Here is a 17,204-nt window from a genome sequence, read left to right as displayed (position 1 = left end):
CAGAATCAAAATATCCCTATGCATTGTAGGAGCCAGCTTGCCGGCTCCTACGGGGCTGGGGATCAGGCCGGGACTTCGTCCAGCATCAGGCGCTGGCGCACCACGTCCACCAATTTGTCGGGCTGGAATTTGGAAAGGAAGTTGTCGCAACCGACCTTTTTCACCATCGAATCGTTGAAGCTGCCGGACAACGAAGTGTGCAGCACCACATAGAGGTCACGCAGGCGTGGGTCGTTGCGGATCTCGGTGGTCAGGCGGTAGCCGTCCATCTCGGGCATTTCGGCATCGGTGAAGATCATCAACAGCTTGTCGGTCATCACCACGCCGGTGTCCGCCCAGGCCTTGAGCATGTTCAAGGCCTTGAGGCCGTCACTGGCGATATGCATCTTCACCCCCAGTTGCCCCAGGGTGTCGCGCAATTGCGACAAGGCTACATTGGAGTCATCTACCAGCAACACTTCGCGGCCACGGGCACGCTCGAGGACCGGGTCCTCGAGTTTTTCCCGGGAGACCTTGGCGTTGTAGGGCACGATCTCGGCGAGGACTTTTTCCACGTCGATGATTTCGACCAACTGCTCATCCACCTTGCTGATGGCCGTGAGGTAGTGCTGGCGGCCGGCGCTGGCCGGCGGCGGCAGGATCGACTCCCAGGTCATGTTGACGATGCGGTCGACACCCCCCACGAGGAAGGCCTGTACCGAACGGTTGTACTCGGTAACGATAATGGTGCTGTTGGGCCCCGGTACCAGCGGACGCATGCCGATGGCCTGGGACAGGTCGATCACCGGCAGGGTCTGGCCACGCAGGTTGACCACGCCACACACAAACGGGTGGCGCTGGGGCATCAGGGTCAGCTTGGGCAACTGCAGGACTTCTTGCACCTTGAACACGTTGATCGCGAACAACTGGCGCCCGGCCAGGCGAAACATGAGGATCTCCAGGCGATTCTCACCCACCAATTGCGTGCGTTGATCTACCGTGTCGAGAATGCCAGCCATTGAAGACTCCTGGGTGTGCTGAAAAGAATCGCTGCTTACTGGAGAAGGTTATCGGCAGCTCGCGCCAGACCTTGACCCTCGCTAAAATGCCACGCAAATGCATTGATGTCACACTGACATCATGCTTTACTGGTTTCACCTTACTGTCCGGTGGTCTGGCAACGCGCCGGGACCCTCAAACGGTCACAAGGTTCAGCCATGTAAGGGATTCCCCTAGTCGCAATCAGGTCCAACCTGATATTCGCGATATCCAATAGCCATTAATGTGACGCCATTCTCATTGCATGAATGGAGTCAGGCTTTTGTTTGCTATCGCAAGCCCACGGCCCAAGGGCCTTCCAGGCATTAACACCTGGGCAATCGAAGTAATGCGAACGCCTCTGGTTGTTTCCACTGCAAGCAGCACCAGCAGTCGCGACGCTGATCATTCAAATAAAAGTACTACTCAAAATTCAGAAACGAACTACAGACTTCGGTCATATTTCGGCGCTAGTTTGAAGCCGTTGCCCCGGTGGGGCGTCTCATTATCTGACCGTATGTTGTGGAGACTTTCATGATGAACGACGGTAAAGAGTGGCAAGACGCACTTCCCGAGTTCCTCCTGGAGGCAGAAATGCTGCTGGCCAAGTCGGAGGAATGCCTGACTCACCTGCATTTGATCCGCAACGATAACGATGCCATCGACTGCATGAAAAACAGCCTGGTCAAACTGGCCGAAAAGGCCGACGCCATGGCACTGCCCGCCATTGGCAACTTTTCCCGGCATATCCAGGACCTGATCTGCAACGCCCAAAGCCCGATGCAACTCCACGATGTGGCACTCGCCGCCCTGCACGACTGCCTGACGCTGCTGGCCTGGCAACTGGAACTGATCGATATCAAGACCGGCAAACTCAGCCTGGATGACGCTGAGCAAACCACGTTGATTGAAACCGTTGCCCAGCAGATCCCACAGAAGGATGCTGGCGCTCATTATCGCCACTCCATGCCCCACGCCTCCTGAACCTGGCGCTCGGTTAATCCAAGCCACGGACGCGCGCCCAACTAATACCCCGGCAGGTATTTAGCCAGCCAACTATCAATAAGCCAGTATTGGTAATAACGATGCAAAACTTGATTAACAGTACAACTAGACCCGCTGAACTAAGCACTGCACCAGGCGACCAACGGTAATTGTTGGTGGTACCATTAGCACGTTCGAAGTGGCTGACCGTGATGATGTAATAACACCCGAGAAGCACCTCGAACCAACACCAAACCCAATCGTTTTCCAAACAGAGCCCGGTCGGCGGTCATGACCGGTCTACCCGCAGCGAACCTCCATCGGCTCCATCTGCTATGTACGCCAGCCCCAAGTCACTTATCACCAGGTTCGTCTCCCCGGGCAATACCCGTTGGGTCACGCTTGGCCTGTGCCTGTGCGCGACGCTGGTCAGCCTTTGGGTGTATGCCCACGAAGCGCCGCTGCCGATCTTTTTGCTCGTGCTCAACCTCGCCGCCCTCGCCGCTGCGGGCCTGCAGCGTTGGCGCTCGCGCAAGTCCATCAAGTTCCAACCCCAGGAATTGGCCGACCGCCTGCTGCAGGTCCAGGAAAACGAGCGTCATCGCCTCAGCCGCGAACTGCACGACGATATCGGCCAATTGCTGACCGCCGCCAAACTGCAAAGCGACTGGCTGCAGCGCCGCCTGCCGGCCGACTTGCAGGAGCAATGCAACGTACTGTGCAACACCCTCAACGAAACCCTGGCCAAGGTGCGCGACGTATCGGCCATTCTCAACCCCCGGCAACTGACCAGCCTGGGCCTGGAAGCGAGCCTGCGTGCGCACCTGCTCAAGACCCTGGAAAACACCCCGGTGCACTGGAGCCTGGAATGCCAGCAACGCCTGACCGGGATTCCGGAAGAGATGGCGGTCGCGGCCTTTCGTATCACCCAGGAGGCCGTGACCAACATGTTGCGTCATGCCCAGGCGCGCAACCTGCTGGTACGCCTGCAACGCTTGCCTCAGGGGCTATCCCTGTATATCAGCGATGACGGCCAGGGATTCCTGCCCGCCACCGACCCGGGCCTGGAAGGCCAACGGGGCATGGCTGGTATGTCCGAACGCATTGATCAATTGGGCGGTAGGTTGTCCGTCAGGAGCCAACCGGGCCTCGGCACGCGGATCGAAGCGCTGTTCCCCTGGGCGCCCCGCACCCTCGAACGGGCCAGTCCCCCTAAGGTTCTAGAGTGACCTGCAATTTACTCCTGGTAGATGACCACGCATTGATCCGCGCCGGCGTACGCGCACTGATCCTGGATATCCCCGGCTATGCCGTGATTGGGGAAGCCACCGATGGCGCGCAAGTGCTGACACAATTTACCGCCCTGCAGCCCGACATCGTCCTGCTGGACCTGTCGATGAAGCACACCAGCGGCCTGGATGCATTGCAACAGCTCAAGCACGCCTACCCCAAGAGCAAAGTGCTGATCCTGTCGATGCACACCGATCCGCAATTGATCATGCGTGCCCTGGAGGCAGGTGCCCACGGCTACCTGCTCAAGGACACCACCGCCAATGAGCTGGAACATGCGTTGCTGGCGCTGCGCAACAACGAACGCTACCTGAGCCCGGCCATCGCCCACACGGTGATCAACCAGGCCCTGATCCACAGCCAGTCCCACCCGGCCCCGCCGGCGCAACGCCACAACCTGACGGCACGCCAACTGGAAATCCTGCGCCTGATCGTGCGCGGCAAATCGACCCGGGAGATCGCCCATGGCCTGGGCCTGAGCATCAAGACCGTGGAAGCTCACCGCTCGCAAATCATGAAGCGCCTGCAGATTTTCGATGTCGCCGGCCTGGTGCTGTTTGCGGTGCGCGAGCAGATCATCAGCCTGGACGATTAGCCAGTAACGGCGAATCCACCGGCAAGTGCACCTGCAAAGCCTTGGGCAACGCGCAAAAACGCAAGTCATCGCCCTTGAGCGGCTCGCCATCGAGGTTGATCGCCAGCCCTTCGGCCACCTTGATCTCCACCCACGGCAGGCGCGCCCGCACAAACATGTTGTCCAGGCCCCAGCCGTCGGTCATCAGGCTACGCAGGGTACCGACCACTTCCTGGGGCGCGGGCAAGATGCTGATATCCAGCAGGCCATCATCGGCCAGGGCGCCCGGACACAGCTCATGCCCGCCCCCAGCCTGGCGACCGTTGCCAATGCCCAAGGCCAGCAACTCGCCACGCCAGTGAAAGTCCGGGCCCACCAGCTCCCCATAGGCCGCCCGCAGTTCGCTGAACCGCGACAGGCCGGTGAACAGATAGGCAGCGCCGCCCAACACCTTTTTCAGGTCTTCGGAAGTATTGGCCGTGACCTGGCTGCCAAAACCACCAGTGGCCATATTGAGGAAAACCTGCCCGCCAACCTCCCCCAGATCGATGGCCCGCGGCGCAGTATCCAACAGCTCCAGGGCCAGACGCGGCTCCAGCGGTACACCGGCTGCACGGGCGAAGTCATTGGCGGTACCCAGGGGCATCAGCACCAGGCTGGCATCGGTGTTCGACCGGGCCATGGCCTCTGCCACGTCGCGCAAGGTACCATCGCCGCCGCCCGCAATCAGGCGTGTGTAGCCGGCCTCCAGGGCCTCACCCACCAGGCGCTGGGCATCGCCGCCCTCCCAGGTGACGCGCACCGCCAACTCCCACCCCTGCTCGCGCTTGCCTTGCACTGCTGCCCGCACGTCTTCGTTGAGGGCTTGCTTGCCGTGCAGAATCAGCAGTGCCTTGGGTTTGCTCATGGAGTGAAGCTCCTATCGTTGGAGGGTACCTGAGGGATGTTGACCTTCGGCAGTCAGAAAAAAGCCATTGGGCTGTAAATTAATTCTTCAGCCCAACAGTTCACTCAACGCAATGAAGTTCACCCGGTCGCCGATCGCCAGGGTGGTGCCCTCCAGGACTTCCACCAAGCCCTCGGCCCAGGCGGCACTGCGCAATACGCCGGAGCTTTGATTCTGGTAAATCACCGCCCGCCCGTGCTCCAGGCGCCCGCGCAGGTATTCGCGGCGGTTGCCAGGCTTGGCCCAGACGAACCCCACCGGGACCTCGAAACGCAGGGGCTGCACCGCTTCGACACCTTGGCGGCGCAGCAGGTAGGGCCGTGCCAGCAGGGCGAACGTGACCAGGGTGGACGCCGGATTCCCCGGTAGGCCGATCACCGGCACCCCACGGAAGTGGCCGAATGTCAGGGGTTTGCCAGGCTTGATCGCCAGCTTCCACAAGGCCAGCTCGCCCTCCTCACGTAGTGCGATCCCGAGGAAGTCGGCTTCCCCCACCGAAACACCACCGGTGGACAGGATCAGGTCCACCGAACCCAGTGCCCCCAGGCGGCTACGGGTCAATTCCAGGTCATCGGGCAAGATACCGGCGTCGATTACCTCGCAGCCCAGGCGTTGCAACCAACTGCACAACACCCGCCGGTTGCTGTTGTAGATTTGCCCCGGCCCCAGGGGCAGGCCCGGTTCGATCAACTCGTCGCCGGTGGACAGCACTGCCACACGCACGCGCCGCACCACCTCCAGGCGATCGCGCCCCAGCGAGGCCGCCAGGCCCAGCTCAATCGGGCCGAGCCGCGTACCGGCTGCCAGGACTTCTTCGCCGACCGTGGTTTCCTGACCCTTGGGCCGAATGTTTTGCCCTACGTGCAGCGCCTGGGTAAAGCTCACGCGCTGATCGGATTGCACCTCGGCATTTTCCTGCATTTCGACGCAGTCGGCGCCTTCAGGTACCGGGGCACCGGTGAAGATCCGCGCACAGGTTCCCGCCGTCAAAGGCTCGGGGGCCTGGCCGGCGAAAATGCGCTGGCTCACCACCAGCGGCTCACCCGTCCAGTCGGCCGTACGCAAGGCGTAGCCATCCATGGCACTGTTGGGCCAGGGCGGCAGGTCGAGGGTGGACACCAGCGCCTCGGCCAACACGCGGCCGTCGCACTCGGCCAATGGCAGGTGTTCCTGCTCACGGATTGGTGCGGCCTCAGCCATGCTCAACAGGCGCTCGAGTGCTTCTTCTACCGGCATCAACGCACCGGTTTTACCCGGCTTACCCACGGGATTCACACGGTTCGGCCAGCTTGAGGTGCGGCACGAAATTGCACGGGCGGTGACGGGCATCCAATTGCTCAGCAAGGATCCCATCCCAACCGGTACGCACTGCATTGGTGGAACCCGGCAGGCAACACACCAGGGTGCCATTGGCCAGGCCGGCCAAGGCGCGGGACTGCACAGTGGAAGTGCCGATATCGGCGACCGAAATCTGCCGGAACAGCTCGCCAAACCCGTCCACTTGCTTGTCCAGCAGGCAACTGACAGCTTCCGGGGTGCTGTCGCGGCCAGTGAAGCCGGTCCCACCGGTAATCAGCACCACTTGCACCACGTCCTCGGCGATCCAGTGCGCCACTTGCGCACGGATTTTGTAGAGGTCATCTTTGAGCAGTACCCGTTCGGCCAGGCGATGGCCGGCCGCAAGCAGGCGGTCAACGAATACCTGCCCGGAGGTGTCGGTCTCCAGGGTACGGGTGTCGCTGACGGTCAGTACAGCGATGTTAAGAGGTACGAAAGGCGCATCAGCCTTGGCTTTCATGGCTCGGTCCGGTTGTCGAAGGAACAGCCCGATGTTATATCACAGCCCCCTATTTCACTGCCGCTGCGGAGCCGTCATGCCACTCAATTCTTCGCCCCTGCCCTGCTCCATCCTATTGCTGGCCGGCGGTCGCGGCCAGCGCATGGGCGGGCTGGACAAGGGCCTGCTCGACTGGCACGGACAACCGCTGATTGCCCACCTGCATCAGCGGGTGCGAGCGTTGACCGACGACCTGATCATCTCCTGCAACCGCAACCAGGCGCAGTACGCCACCTATGGCGACCAGTTGGTTAGCGACGACAGTCCGGACTTCCCGGGCCCCTTGGCCGGCATCCGTGCCGGGCTGGCCGCCGCGCGCCATGAACACCTATTGGTATTGCCCTGTGATGTGCCGCACATCGACGGGCAGTTGCTGGCAGACCTACTCGAAACCGCCCGCCAACACCCACAGGTGCCGGTGATGATCCGTCATGGCGCATTCTGGGAACCTCTGCTCTGCGTCATACCGACGCGCCTGCGCGACGCAGTGGAAGATGCCTGGCGGGCTGCAGAGCGCAGCCCGCGCCAGATCCTCCTGAAATTGGGGGCCCAGGCGCTCGACTGCGCAGAAAATGACCCGCGCCTGGCCAACCTCAATACACCAGAGTTGTTGCACCCACGCCCCGGCGTGTCAGAATGAGCGCTATACAAGGAACTTTGCCGACGTTGCATACGTCACAAGGTCAGAACTCAACACAGCATTACTCTCGGAGAAGACTCATGACCCAACGGACCATCGCCGCTCTCATGCTTGCACTGGGCCTTGCTACCCTCGCCGGTTGCGCCTCGCCAACAGTGATCACCCTGAATGACGGTCGCGAAATCCAGGCTGTCGACACCCCTAAATTCGATCAGGATTCGGGCTTCTACGAATTCGAACAACTGGATGGCAAGCGTACCCGCATCAACAAGGATCAGGTTCGCACCGTTAAAGACCTGTAAGTCTTAACGCCAGATACGACGAAGCCCGCTTTTGAGCGGGCTTTGTTGTATCTGGGGTGTGGGAAACATCACCACTCAAGCACGATCCTACTGCTGAAACTGCGCTCCTCGCCCGTCACCGGGTCGATAAACCGTACGCCCTGGGCCAGCAACTTGAGCGGGTTGGCATAATCATCCACGGCATCCTTGATGACCTCGGGGTAAAACGGGTCATTACAGATGCTCGCGCCCAACGCCGTCATATGCACGCGCAGTTGATGCTTCTTGCCCGTCACCGGAAACAGGCCATAACGCCACAGGTCGCCGTTTTTTTCGCGAACCTGCACTGCGGTTTCCGTGTTGCTCACACCAGGTCCTTCCTGCATGCGAAAGAACGGTTCGCCCTCCACCAGGCGGCTCTTGTGCACCAGCGGAAATGTCAGTGCAGGCAAGGCCGGCGCAATGGCTTCGTAGAATTTATCGATCCGGCGGGTGGGGAACAGTTGTTGATACGCCGAGCGGCTTTGCGGGTTGGCAGAGAACAGCACCAGCCCAGCGGTGTGGCGATCAATACGATGCAGCGGCACCAGGGACGGGTTGTCCAGGCGGCGGATCAGGCGGCGCAGCAATGTCTGCTCGACATACTCGCCGGCAGGGGTCACTGGCAGGAAGTGCGGCTTGTCGGCCACCACCAGATGCTCATCGGCGTACAGGATGGTCTCATGCACCGGAATCGGTTTTTCATCCGGCACTTCGCGAAAGTAGTGGATGCGCAAACCTTCCTTGTAGGCCAGGTCCACGCCGATGGGCTGGCCATTGCCATCCAGCACCCGGCCACGGGCGATACGGTCCAGCCACTGCTCGCGGCCAATGGCGCGAAAGTGCTCGCACAGGCAATCGAGCACCGTCGCCCAGGTGCCAGGCGGCAGGTACAGCGTACTGGCTTGGTTCTGGGCAGCGGAAAAACCGGTATCGGACATGCGTACGCTCAAGGCCTGGAAAGACTAAGGGGGCATTATCCCCCAGAAGCTCAAGCCCTGACCAATTCGGCCCGCAGCACCGGCGAGGCACTGGCAGCCTCGGTGAACTCCTTGAGCCAGCGCAGTACGTCCACCGCCTCCCAGCGGCCAGGGTCGTACAACGCATACAACAGGCCCTGGTATCCCACCACGTCCAACTGCTTGTGATAACCGGCGCGCTGGAACAACGCTTCGATTTCGGCAAAGCAGGTATTGAAATGCACTTTGTTGAACGGCGTCTTGCCTTCCGTGACCAGGCCATCGAGCCGCAGCTCATTCACAGCATCACGCACGATATCGACGGACATGCGGTTGACGCTGCTTTTCAATTGTTCAACATTCACCACGGGTGTTCCCTCTCACTCAATCGCTGTACAAACATACAGTAACCGAATAATCAGCAACCTGCCATGGGTTGGCGCTAGATTAGAAAGGCAACCACCTGTTCAGTGTCGAACGGCCAGCCCAGTTCCGCGCCGGTATCAACCCGGCGCAGCACCGGAATGCTTAGGCCATAGGCTTCGAACAGCGCTTGCGAATCAGCGATATCCACCAACTCGACCAACAGCCCGTGTTCGACCAACGGCATGATTTCAGCTTCGGCAAGCTCACACAGATGGCAGCCCAGGGTGCCGAACAACTGGCATTCAGGAGGCATGACTTACAGACCCGATAAGAAACAGGTACTCATTCTAGGCCCCACGAAAAACCTCGTCGAGTCATGACAAAGACCTGATCCAGATCACCATGGCCTATAACTGATTCAGCGATTCTCGCGGCTTTTTTCCTGCAACACCCCGACGGAGATGTCTGTGTTTGCCAACCTGCTGATCATTCTTGCCTCATCCCTGGTCGTCATTGCACTGTTCCGCCGCCTGCAACTGCCGCCGGTGCTCGGCTACCTGTGCGTGGGCCTGGCCGTGGGGCCAACGGCCCTGGATTGGGTCAATGACAGCGAAGACCTGCCCGACCTCGCCGAACTGGGAGTGGTGTTCCTGCTGTTTTCCCTGGGCCTGGAGTTTTCCCTGTCCAAGATGCTCACCCTGCGTCGGGTGGTGTTTGGTCTTGGCAGTCTGCAAGTGTTGTGCTGCGGCGTATTGCTGGGGGCCTTGCTGCTACTGATGGGCATGTCGCCAGTCGCCGCGTTGCTGCTGGGGGCCGGGCTGGCACTGTCATCCACCGCCATTGTGAGTAAGGAGTTGACCAGCCTGGGGGAGATTTTCAGCAGCCATGGGCAGAACGCGATTGGCGTGCTGTTGTTCCAGGATGTGGTCGCGGTGCTGCTGCTGACCCTGGTCCCGGTATTTGCCGGCAGCAGCGAGCAGGCCTGGTACTGGGCCCTGCCCCTGACCCTGGGCAAGACCGTGGTGTTGTTCCTCGGCCTGCTGCTCGCCAGCCGCTGGCTGCTGCCGCGCCTGTTCCACGAAGTGGCCGCCTCCCATTCGGCGGAACTGTTCGTGCTCCTGGCCCTGGTGATCGTCTTGCTCACCGCCTGGCTCACGCACTTGCTGGGCCTGTCGCCGGCCCTCGGCGCGTTCCTGGCGGGGATGCTGCTAGGTGAAAGCCACTACCGGCACCAGATCGAAGCCGATATCCGACCATTTCGCGACATCCTGCTGGGGCTGTTTTTTGTCAGTATCGGCATGCTGATCGACCTGCAGTTGTTCGTCAGTCACAGCTTGCAGATCCTCGGGCTGACCCTGGCGCTGATGTTGATCAAGGGCTGCGTCGTAGCCGCCCTGGTCAAGCTACGCGGCAGCGATAGCGAAACCGCCTGGCGCAGCGGCCTGGCCCTGGCCCAGGGCGGCGAGTTCTGCTTTGCACTGATGGCACAGATGCAACTGAGCAATATGCTGCCAGGCGAAATCAGCAGCCTGCTGCTGGCAGCCACTTTCTGCTCCATGCTGCTCACGCCCCTGCTATTGCGGGCTGCACCCGCTATCGCGCTGCGCCTGCATCGCAAACCCAACCAGCAAGTGCAACTGGAAGCTATCACCGCGCTTAACGCAGAGTTACGCGGGCATGTAGTGATCTGCGGCTATGGCCGGGTCGGTCAATCCATCGGGCGCTTCCTGCGCCGTGAACAACAGGCGTTCATTGCCTTGGACGATAACCCCGAGCGCGTGCAGGAAGCCGCTACCGAGGACAGCAGCGTGCATTATGGTGATTGCCGGCGCGGCGCCCTGCTCAGCGCCGTTGGCCTGGAACGCGCGCGCCTGGTGGTGATTGCCGTGGACAACAGCGACGTGGCCCTGACAGTGCTCAAGGAGGCACGGCGAATCAACCATAAAGTGCCGATCCTGGTGCGCACCCGCGACGACAGCCAGTTGACTGAACTGAAAGCCGCCGGCGCCAGTGAAGTGGTGCCGGAGCTGCTGGAGTCGAGCCTGATGCTCGCGTCGCACGCAATGATCATGCTCGGCCTGCCAGACCAGCAGGTACGCGACCGGGTCGACGAGGTGCGGCGCAATCGCTACCGCTTGCTCCACGGTTTCTACCCGCACACGGACGACACCCGTGAAGCCCCGATCAATCCTGACTGACTGCGCCGATCTTATGGATCGACAAGTCCGCACCGTAGTACTCCTCTTCCTGGCTCAAGCGCAGGCCGAAAAGGCGCTTGAGCACCCCGTACACCAACAACCCGCCAGCCAGGGCCACCACCACCCCCAGGGCGGTACCGATCAACTGGCTGATCAGGCTCACACCGCCCAGCCCACCCAAGGCACTCTGGCCGAAGATCCCGCAGGCAATCCCGCCCCACACACCGCACAGGCCATGCAGCGGCCACACACCCAGCACATCATCGATCTTCCAACGAGCCTGGGCGGCGATAAAGCACCAGACGAACAAGCCACCGGCCACCACACCGGTAACCAATGCGCCGACCGGGTGCATCAGGTCGGAACCCGCGCAAATCGCCACCAGCCCTGCCAGCGGACCATTGTGCAAGAAGCCCGGGTCGTTACGCCCAATCACCAGCGCCGCCACCGTACCGCCGACCATGGCCATCAGCGAGTTGACCGCCACCAGGCCGCTCACCCCGGACAGGGTCTGCGCGCTCATCACGTTGAAGCCGAACCAGCCGACGATCAATATCCACGAGCCCAGCGCCAGGAACGGAATGCTCGAAGGCGCGAACGCCACCAGGCGCCCATCGCGATAACGGCCCTGGCGCGGGCCCAGCAGCAACACCGCCGCCAGCGCCAGCCAGCCGCCCATGGCATGGACCACCACGGAGCCGGCAAAGTCATGGAATGCTGCGCCAAAAGTCACCAGCAACCAGGCTTGCAGACCGAAGTTGCCATTCCACACCATGCCCTCGAAAAACGGGTAGATAAACGCCACGATCAACGCCGTGGCGCACAACTGAGGAACAAAACGTGCACGCTCGGCAATGCCGCCGGAGATGATCGCCGGGATGGCGGCGGCGAAGGTCAGCAGGAAAAAGAACTTCACCAGCCCATAACCGTGGTCGGCACTGAGCACCGCGGCCGGCTGCATAAAGCTGACCCCATAGGAGATCCAATAGCCTATAAAGAAATAGGCCAGGGTCGACACTGCAAAATCACTGAGGATTTTCGACAATGCGTTGACTTGGTTCTTCTGCCGCACCGTCCCGACTTCCAGGAACGCGAAGCCGGCATGCATCGCCAGGACCATCACTGCGCCGATCAGAATAAACAGCGTATTGGAGCTGTGGACCAGGGTGTCCACCGCGCTTTGCACATTTTCCATGGGGATTGGCAGGCCTGCAGTTCAGGAAAAAGCACCAAAGCAGGTCATTGCCCGATGATCGCGCACTAAATTGGCACCGGGTGCTCTACCCTTCTCAGAGGGTATGAGCCGCTTTGGCGCAATGACGATTGAATAAGGCAGTGACTTGCGGGTTTTTCCACGGGTTTTAGTGATTTAGGGTAAGGTTTTTCAAGGCTTTGGCCGAAACCGCCCACATTGCGCGCAAGCCTTGCGGCTGGCGCACCAAGGCAAAGCAAAAGCTGTACCAGACAATTGCAGTGAACCTTCACCGATGCCGGCGACTCTCAACCAAAACCTTGCAAAAGCATCAGACAGCCACTCACGGAGATAACCATGGCCAGAAAAACGGCAAAGACTGCTCAAGAGATACTGATGGAAGATTTCCAGACCTTGGTCAACGACACTGAAAAGCTGCTGGACGACACCGCGATTCTCGCCGGGGACCAGGCTGATGAGCTGCGTTCAAAGATCCACGACAGCCTGCTACAGGCTCGTGAAACCTTGAAGTTGACCGAAGATTCCCTGCGCGAACGCGGCAAGGCGGCAGTCACCGCCACCGAAGACTACGTCCAGGCCAACCCGTGGCAATCCGTTGGCATCGCTGCCGGCGTGGGCTTTCTGATCGGCCTGCTGGCCACAAGGCGCTAATCATGTCTATCGGCGAAACCGGCTCGTCCTCGGGCCCAAGCTCCACATCGCGGCGCCTTGGCGCTGCAGTCCTGGGCTTGCTGCACAGCCATGTCGAGCTGTTCGGCATCGAGTTACAGGAACAGAAGGCACGCACCGTCAGCCTGCTGCTGTTTGCCGGCCTGGCGCTGGTATTTGCCCTGTTGCTGCTGGTGGGGTTATCGGCGCTGGTCATGATCCTCGTCTGGGACACCTACCGCCTGACCGGGATCATCAGCCTTTGCGTGTTCTACGTACTGGCCGCAGCGTTCTGCGGGCTGCGGTTGAAGGCGGCGGTGTTTGATGAATCCACGCCTTTCCATGCCACCCTCGAAGAGCTGGCCAACGACCGGGAGCGCCTGCTGCCATGAGCCTGACTGAACTGCCGCAAACCAACTCCCGGCGGGAGATGCGTAAGGCCTTGATCCGCCTGCGCATGGAAATGCACCGCCAGGAAATTCGCCACGAGTCACAGCAATTGCTGCTGCCCCTGCAAAAGGTGCGCAACATGGGCCAGAGCTGGCAAGACGGGTTTGGCATCAAGCATGCGCCGCTGTGGGGCGTCGCGGCGGTGACCCTCCTGGGATTCTTCACCGGCAAAGGCGCCAAAGGTGGCAGTATCGGCACCATGACCCGCCTGGTACGGCTCGGCGCAGGCCTGATCCCCTTGATCAAGCTGGCCATGCAGGGTGCCTCCCGCAAGCCCTGAGGTAACTGGCTGCATTCTTGCAAACGGATCAGGCCCGGTTCCCTCCCTGTAGGGGCCGGGCCTTTTTCATGCCCAAGCATTTTAAGGAGGCTCTGTGATTGACGGGCAACCGCTCGCCTGTTTCCAACCCTTTATCGACACCGCTACCGGCCGCATCGCCGGGGTGGAAGCATTGGGCCGCCTGCTGCAGGCAGATGGCCAACTGCAGTCGGTCGGCCCGTTGTTCGCCGACGCTCGCACGCCCACCTCGGCGTTGCGGCGCCTGGACCGCAAGATCCGCGACAACGCCCTGAGCCGCCTGCACGAAGCGCCTGAAGACTGGTTCCTGAGCCTTAACATCTCGCCGCGCTGGATCTCCCTGCTGCGACCGGGCCAAGCTCTGCCCAGCCTGAAGCAGTTGCAAGCCCATGACGTCGATCCAAGGCGCATCGTGTTTGAGATTACCGAACTGGGAGGTGATAGCCGGCGCCTGGCAGAAGTCGTATCCCGCTACCGTGAGGCCGGCGCACGAATTGCCATTGATGATTTTGGTGCCGGGTATTCACAACTGGATCGGGTCCTGGCCTTGCGCCCGGACATCCTCAAGCTGGATATGCGCCTGTTCCAGGCCGCCGCGTTGGGCGGCCCGAGCGGTGAGGTGGTGCGCGCCCTGGCGCAAATGGCGGAAAAAACCGGCTGCTGGATCATTGCCGAAGGCGTAGAAACCGAGGCGCAACTCAGTTTTGCCCTTGAATGCGGGGCACGTTATGTCCAGGGCTACCTGTTTGCCCAGGCGCAACTGGACTGGTTCGCTGCCGATGCATTCGTCCCGCGTTTCGCCGTACTACGCCAGGCTTACGTGCAGCAGAAACTGGCCGAGCGCGGGCGCATCATGCTGCTGCGCCAGCAACTGATTGAACTGATGCAGATCCTGCAAGGCTGGGCCCTGGCCCAGGCGCCACTCAGCCGGCTGCCATGGCTGCCGGGTTTTCCCAGGTTATTGCGGTTTTATCAGTGCGATCGCCACGGCACCCAACTGACGCCAAACTTCGAATGGCGCCAGGATGCCTGGCAAGCCGACAGCCGCTACCTGGGCCACAACTGGTCATGGCGGCCTTATTTCTATCATCTGCTGGCCGAGGGCTGGGAGGAACGCCGCTTGATTCTGTCCAGCACTTACCGCGATGCCACGACCAATCAATACTGCCTGACAGCAGGACAATTCTTCGATAACGGTCAGCGCTTGCTGTTAATCGATATTGACGCTGCCGGCCTGTAGTTTTTCGCTTGCTCCGGGCACGCCGAACCGGGAAGCTGGAGCTCGACATTCATCCCACGGAGAGCCCCCGCCTTGGATTGGCCTACCCTGCTTACCCGCGAACGCCTCGGAAAATCCCTGCACAGCCCGGAAGAGTTGGGCCGCAGCCCGTTTCACAAAGACCATGACCGGATCATCTTCTCCGGGGCCTTTCGCCGCTTGGGCCGCAAGACCCAGGTTCATCCGGTGACGAGCAACGATCATATCCACACGCGGCTCACCCACTCGCTGGAAGTCAGCTGCGTGGGGCGCTCCCTGGGTATGCGCGTCGGCGAAACCATTCGCAGCGCCCTGCCCGACTGGTGCGACCCCAGTGACCTGGGGATGGTGGTGCAATCGGCCTGCCTGGCCCATGACATCGGCAACCCGCCGTTCGGCCATTCTGGCGAAGATGCGATTCGCCACTGGTTCCAGCAGGCGGCAGGCCGTGGCTGGTTGGATGACATGAGCGGCGCCGAGCGCAACGACTTCCTCAACTTCGAAGGCAATGCGCAAGGGTTCCGCGTGCTGACGCAATTGGAGTACCACCAGTTCGACGGCGGCACACGCCTGACCTATGCAACCCTGGGCACTTACCTCAAGTACCCGTGGACCGCCCGTCACGCCGACTCCCTGGGCTACAAGAAACACAAGTTCGGCTGCTACCAGAGCGAGCTGCCGATCCTTGAACAGATCGCCCAGAAACTCGGCTTGCCTCAACTGGAGGAACAACGCTGGGCGCGCCACCCACTGGTCTACCTGATGGAGGCGGCCGACGACATCTGCTACGCCTTGATCGATCTGGAAGACGGCCTGGAAATGGACTTGCTGGAGTATGCCGAGGTCGAATCACTGCTGTTGAACCTGGTGGGCGATGACTTGCCGCAAACCTACCGGCAACTGGGGCCCCAGGACTCCCGGCGCCGCAAACTCGCGATTCTGCGTGGCAAGGCGATCGAGCACCTGACCAACGCCGCCGCACGGGCGTTCGTCGAACAACAGTCGGCGCTGCTGGCCGGGACCCTGCAAGGCGACCTGGTGGAGCATATGCATGGCCCGGCCAAACGTTGTGTACTGAATGCCAAGGACATGGCACGCAAGAAAATCTTCCAGGACAAGCGCAAGACGCTGCATGAGATCGGCGCCTACACCACCCTGGAGATCCTCCTGAACACCTTTTGTGGTGCAGCCCTGGAACAACATGGCGGCCGTACCCCGTCTTTCAAGAATCGACGCGTCCTCGATTTACTGGGTAATAGCGCACCCCATCCTGATTGGTCGCTGCACCGTTCATTCCTGCGCATGATCGACTTCATCGCCGGCATGACCGACAGCTACGCCAGCGAAATGGCCCGCGAGATGACTGGGCGTTCGCACCCTCAATGAACCGTGGCCCGGGCAGGCTTCCTGCCTGGGCACTTACCTCGAAGAATCGACCTACGCTGGCACCAGAGCGGCCTGATCGAATTCGCCCCAACACCCGATGAATAATCACCCCTCTCTGATCCAACCCAGCGATCAGCTCCTACATTCACGCCAACCCACGATCGCCCAGCGCCTGGTTCATTGGGCAATTCAACACAGGCAATGGCTTGCACTTTGCGCCTGCAGCTACTTCCACGGAACTTCCTATGCCAGAACGACAATTGCGCATCCTGTTGGTGGAAGATCACCCGTTCCAACTCCTGGCCATCCAATGCCTGCTCAAGAGTTTCGGTTTCAGCCAACTGACCCCCGCTGAAAATGCCGAACAGGCGATCAAGTTGATGAGAACGACCGAGGCCCCCTTCGATGTCATGTTATGTGATCAATGCCTGCCCGACCTCACCGGCTTGGAGCTGGTGGAGATCGCCAGCCATGCAGGTTTTGTCAAAAGTGCGGTATTGCTAAGTAGCCTACCGACCGTTGAACTGGAATATCTGAAAACCCTCGCCATACAACGCGACTTGCGTCTGCTTGGGTATTTGCCCAAGCCCTTGAACAAAGAAGCCTGGATCGAGTTGATCAGCCAATCAGGACTCGGCCAGGACTAAAGAGTGTGGCCCTGGACTTGAGCTAAAACCGTGGATCAAACCTGAAGCACGCTGCCGCACCCGCACTCTGTTATTCCTAAGGTAACTTTTCAAATTTCTACGTAGGACATTAAACACTTCTGCAAATGAAATATCGCCCTTCTCCAACCTATCAATAACACCGCACAACTTTA

At 60.5% G+C, this 17,204-nt stretch carries 19 protein-coding genes and 1 pseudogene; 12 read left to right on the top strand and 8 right to left on the bottom strand.

The genetic code is table 11. The features are described 5' to 3' along the window. Nucleotides 1-62: 62 nt before the first annotated feature. Entirely contained in the window at nucleotides 63-998 is a 936-nt protein-coding gene (locus tag FIV38_RS23015; protein ID WP_029298105.1) for a chemotaxis protein CheV, read from the bottom strand. A 553-nt stretch (nucleotides 999-1,551) separates the two neighbouring features. Between FIV38_RS23015 and FIV38_RS23010 the strand changes: the two genes are divergently transcribed. The 3 genes from FIV38_RS23010 to FIV38_RS23000 all read left to right on the top strand — a co-directional run bounded on the left by FIV38_RS23010 (nucleotide 1,552) and on the right by FIV38_RS23000 (nucleotide 3,886). Then, nucleotides 1,552-2,001, top strand: coding sequence for a hypothetical protein (locus tag FIV38_RS23010; protein ID WP_092235286.1), 450 nt, complete (start codon nucleotides 1,552-1,554; stop codon nucleotides 1,999-2,001). A gap of 335 nt (nucleotides 2,002-2,336) precedes the next feature. Continuing rightward, nucleotides 2,337-3,230, top strand: coding sequence for a sensor histidine kinase (locus tag FIV38_RS23005; RefSeq protein ID WP_029298101.1), 894 nt, complete (start codon nucleotides 2,337-2,339; stop codon nucleotides 3,228-3,230). Continuing rightward, complete coding sequence (locus FIV38_RS23000; RefSeq protein WP_092237382.1) at nucleotides 3,227-3,886, top strand: response regulator transcription factor; 660 nt, start codon at nucleotides 3,227-3,229, stop codon at nucleotides 3,884-3,886. Before FIV38_RS23005 ends, FIV38_RS23000 begins: the two co-directional genes overlap by 4 nt. Here the strand turns inward: FIV38_RS23000 and yegS are convergent. The 3 genes and pseudogenes from yegS to moaB all read right to left on the bottom strand — a co-directional run. Beyond that, nucleotides 3,848-4,772, bottom strand: a pseudogene (gene yegS, locus FIV38_RS22995) (lipid kinase YegS); the annotation flags it as partial. The gene FIV38_RS23000 and the pseudogene yegS sit on opposite strands and share 39 nt — an antisense overlap. Before the next feature lie 87 nt (nucleotides 4,773-4,859). Beyond that, a complete protein-coding gene (locus tag FIV38_RS22990) occupies nucleotides 4,860-6,086 on the bottom strand; it encodes a molybdopterin molybdotransferase MoeA (RefSeq protein ID WP_092235283.1) in 1,227 nt (408 codons plus the stop codon). After that, nucleotides 6,070-6,609, bottom strand: coding sequence for a molybdenum cofactor biosynthesis protein B (moaB, locus tag FIV38_RS22985; protein WP_029298095.1), 540 nt, complete (start codon nucleotides 6,607-6,609; stop codon nucleotides 6,070-6,072). Before moaB ends, FIV38_RS22990 begins: the two co-directional genes overlap by 17 nt. Before the next feature lie 76 nt (nucleotides 6,610-6,685). Between moaB and mobA the strand changes: the two genes are divergently transcribed. Both mobA and FIV38_RS22975 read left to right on the top strand, forming a co-directional pair. Next, a complete protein-coding gene (gene mobA / locus FIV38_RS22980; RefSeq protein ID WP_029298093.1) occupies nucleotides 6,686-7,288 on the top strand; it encodes a molybdenum cofactor guanylyltransferase MobA in 603 nt (200 codons plus the stop codon). Between the two features lie 80 nt (nucleotides 7,289-7,368). After that, on the top strand, nucleotides 7,369-7,590 hold the full coding sequence (locus FIV38_RS22975; RefSeq protein ID WP_029298091.1) for a YgdI/YgdR family lipoprotein: 222 nt from the start codon (nucleotides 7,369-7,371) through the stop codon (nucleotides 7,588-7,590). A gap of 68 nt (nucleotides 7,591-7,658) precedes the next feature. Here FIV38_RS22975 and FIV38_RS22970 read toward each other — a convergent pair whose 3' ends face one another. The 3 genes from FIV38_RS22970 to FIV38_RS22960 form a co-directional block, all read right to left on the bottom strand. Then, nucleotides 7,659-8,549 carry a pseudouridine synthase gene (locus FIV38_RS22970; protein ID WP_092235281.1) on the bottom strand — a complete coding sequence of 297 codons (891 nt, stop codon included), beginning with the start codon at nucleotides 8,547-8,549 and terminating at the stop codon, nucleotides 7,659-7,661. A gap of 50 nt (nucleotides 8,550-8,599) precedes the next feature. Then, the gene (locus FIV38_RS22965) at nucleotides 8,600-8,935 is read right to left on the bottom strand and encodes a hypothetical protein (protein WP_029298086.1); all 336 of its coding nucleotides are present in this window, start codon (nucleotides 8,933-8,935) and stop codon (nucleotides 8,600-8,602) included. A 74-nt stretch (nucleotides 8,936-9,009) separates the two neighbouring features. Continuing rightward, the gene (locus FIV38_RS22960) at nucleotides 9,010-9,246 is read right to left on the bottom strand and encodes a glutaredoxin family protein (RefSeq protein ID WP_029298085.1); all 237 of its coding nucleotides are present in this window, start codon (nucleotides 9,244-9,246) and stop codon (nucleotides 9,010-9,012) included. A gap of 154 nt (nucleotides 9,247-9,400) precedes the next feature. Between FIV38_RS22960 and FIV38_RS22955 the strand changes: the two genes are divergently transcribed. Beyond that, nucleotides 9,401-11,131, top strand: a complete 1,731-nt coding sequence (locus tag FIV38_RS22955) for a cation:proton antiporter (RefSeq protein ID WP_029298083.1) — start codon at nucleotides 9,401-9,403, stop codon at nucleotides 11,129-11,131. Here FIV38_RS22955 and FIV38_RS22950 read toward each other — a convergent pair. Further along, complete coding sequence (locus tag FIV38_RS22950; RefSeq protein WP_092235278.1) at nucleotides 11,118-12,326, bottom strand: ammonium transporter; 1,209 nt, start codon at nucleotides 12,324-12,326, stop codon at nucleotides 11,118-11,120. The genes FIV38_RS22955 and FIV38_RS22950 overlap by 14 nt on opposite strands. A gap of 354 nt (nucleotides 12,327-12,680) precedes the next feature. Here FIV38_RS22950 and FIV38_RS22945 point away from each other — a divergent pair, with 354 nt between their 5' ends. The 6 genes from FIV38_RS22945 to FIV38_RS22920 all read left to right on the top strand — a co-directional run bounded on the left by FIV38_RS22945 (nucleotide 12,681) and on the right by FIV38_RS22920 (nucleotide 17,031). After that, nucleotides 12,681-12,995 (top strand): ElaB/YgaM/YqjD family protein, encoded by a 315-nt coding sequence (locus tag FIV38_RS22945; protein WP_092235275.1) that lies wholly within the window; start codon nucleotides 12,681-12,683, stop codon nucleotides 12,993-12,995. A gap of 2 nt (nucleotides 12,996-12,997) precedes the next feature. Further along, a complete protein-coding gene (locus FIV38_RS22940; protein ID WP_029298076.1) occupies nucleotides 12,998-13,384 on the top strand; it encodes a phage holin family protein in 387 nt (128 codons plus the stop codon). Further along, the gene (locus FIV38_RS22935; RefSeq protein ID WP_029298074.1) at nucleotides 13,381-13,722 is read left to right on the top strand and encodes a hypothetical protein; all 342 of its coding nucleotides are present in this window, start codon (nucleotides 13,381-13,383) and stop codon (nucleotides 13,720-13,722) included. The genes FIV38_RS22940 and FIV38_RS22935 overlap by 4 nt, the downstream gene beginning before the upstream one ends. A gap of 94 nt (nucleotides 13,723-13,816) precedes the next feature. Further along, nucleotides 13,817-14,980 carry an EAL domain-containing protein gene (locus tag FIV38_RS22930; protein WP_029298071.1) on the top strand — a complete coding sequence of 388 codons (1,164 nt, stop codon included), beginning with the start codon at nucleotides 13,817-13,819 and terminating at the stop codon, nucleotides 14,978-14,980. A 72-nt stretch (nucleotides 14,981-15,052) separates the two neighbouring features. Beyond that, nucleotides 15,053-16,384 (top strand): deoxyguanosinetriphosphate triphosphohydrolase, encoded by a 1,332-nt coding sequence (locus tag FIV38_RS22925; protein ID WP_070995463.1) that lies wholly within the window; start codon nucleotides 15,053-15,055, stop codon nucleotides 16,382-16,384. Between the two features lie 245 nt (nucleotides 16,385-16,629). Next, nucleotides 16,630-17,031 carry a response regulator gene (locus FIV38_RS22920; RefSeq protein ID WP_092235272.1) on the top strand — a complete coding sequence of 134 codons (402 nt, stop codon included), beginning with the start codon at nucleotides 16,630-16,632 and terminating at the stop codon, nucleotides 17,029-17,031. The last annotated feature ends 173 nt before the right edge of the window (nucleotides 17,032-17,204 follow it).

Origin of the sequence: Pseudomonas proteolytica (assembly GCF_007858275.1) — a bacterium.
GTDB lineage: Bacteria > Pseudomonadota > Gammaproteobacteria > Pseudomonadales > Pseudomonadaceae > Aquipseudomonas > Aquipseudomonas proteolytica.
The sequence above is the reverse complement of the archived record's forward strand: the minus strand, read 5'-3'. Positions and strand labels throughout refer to the sequence as shown.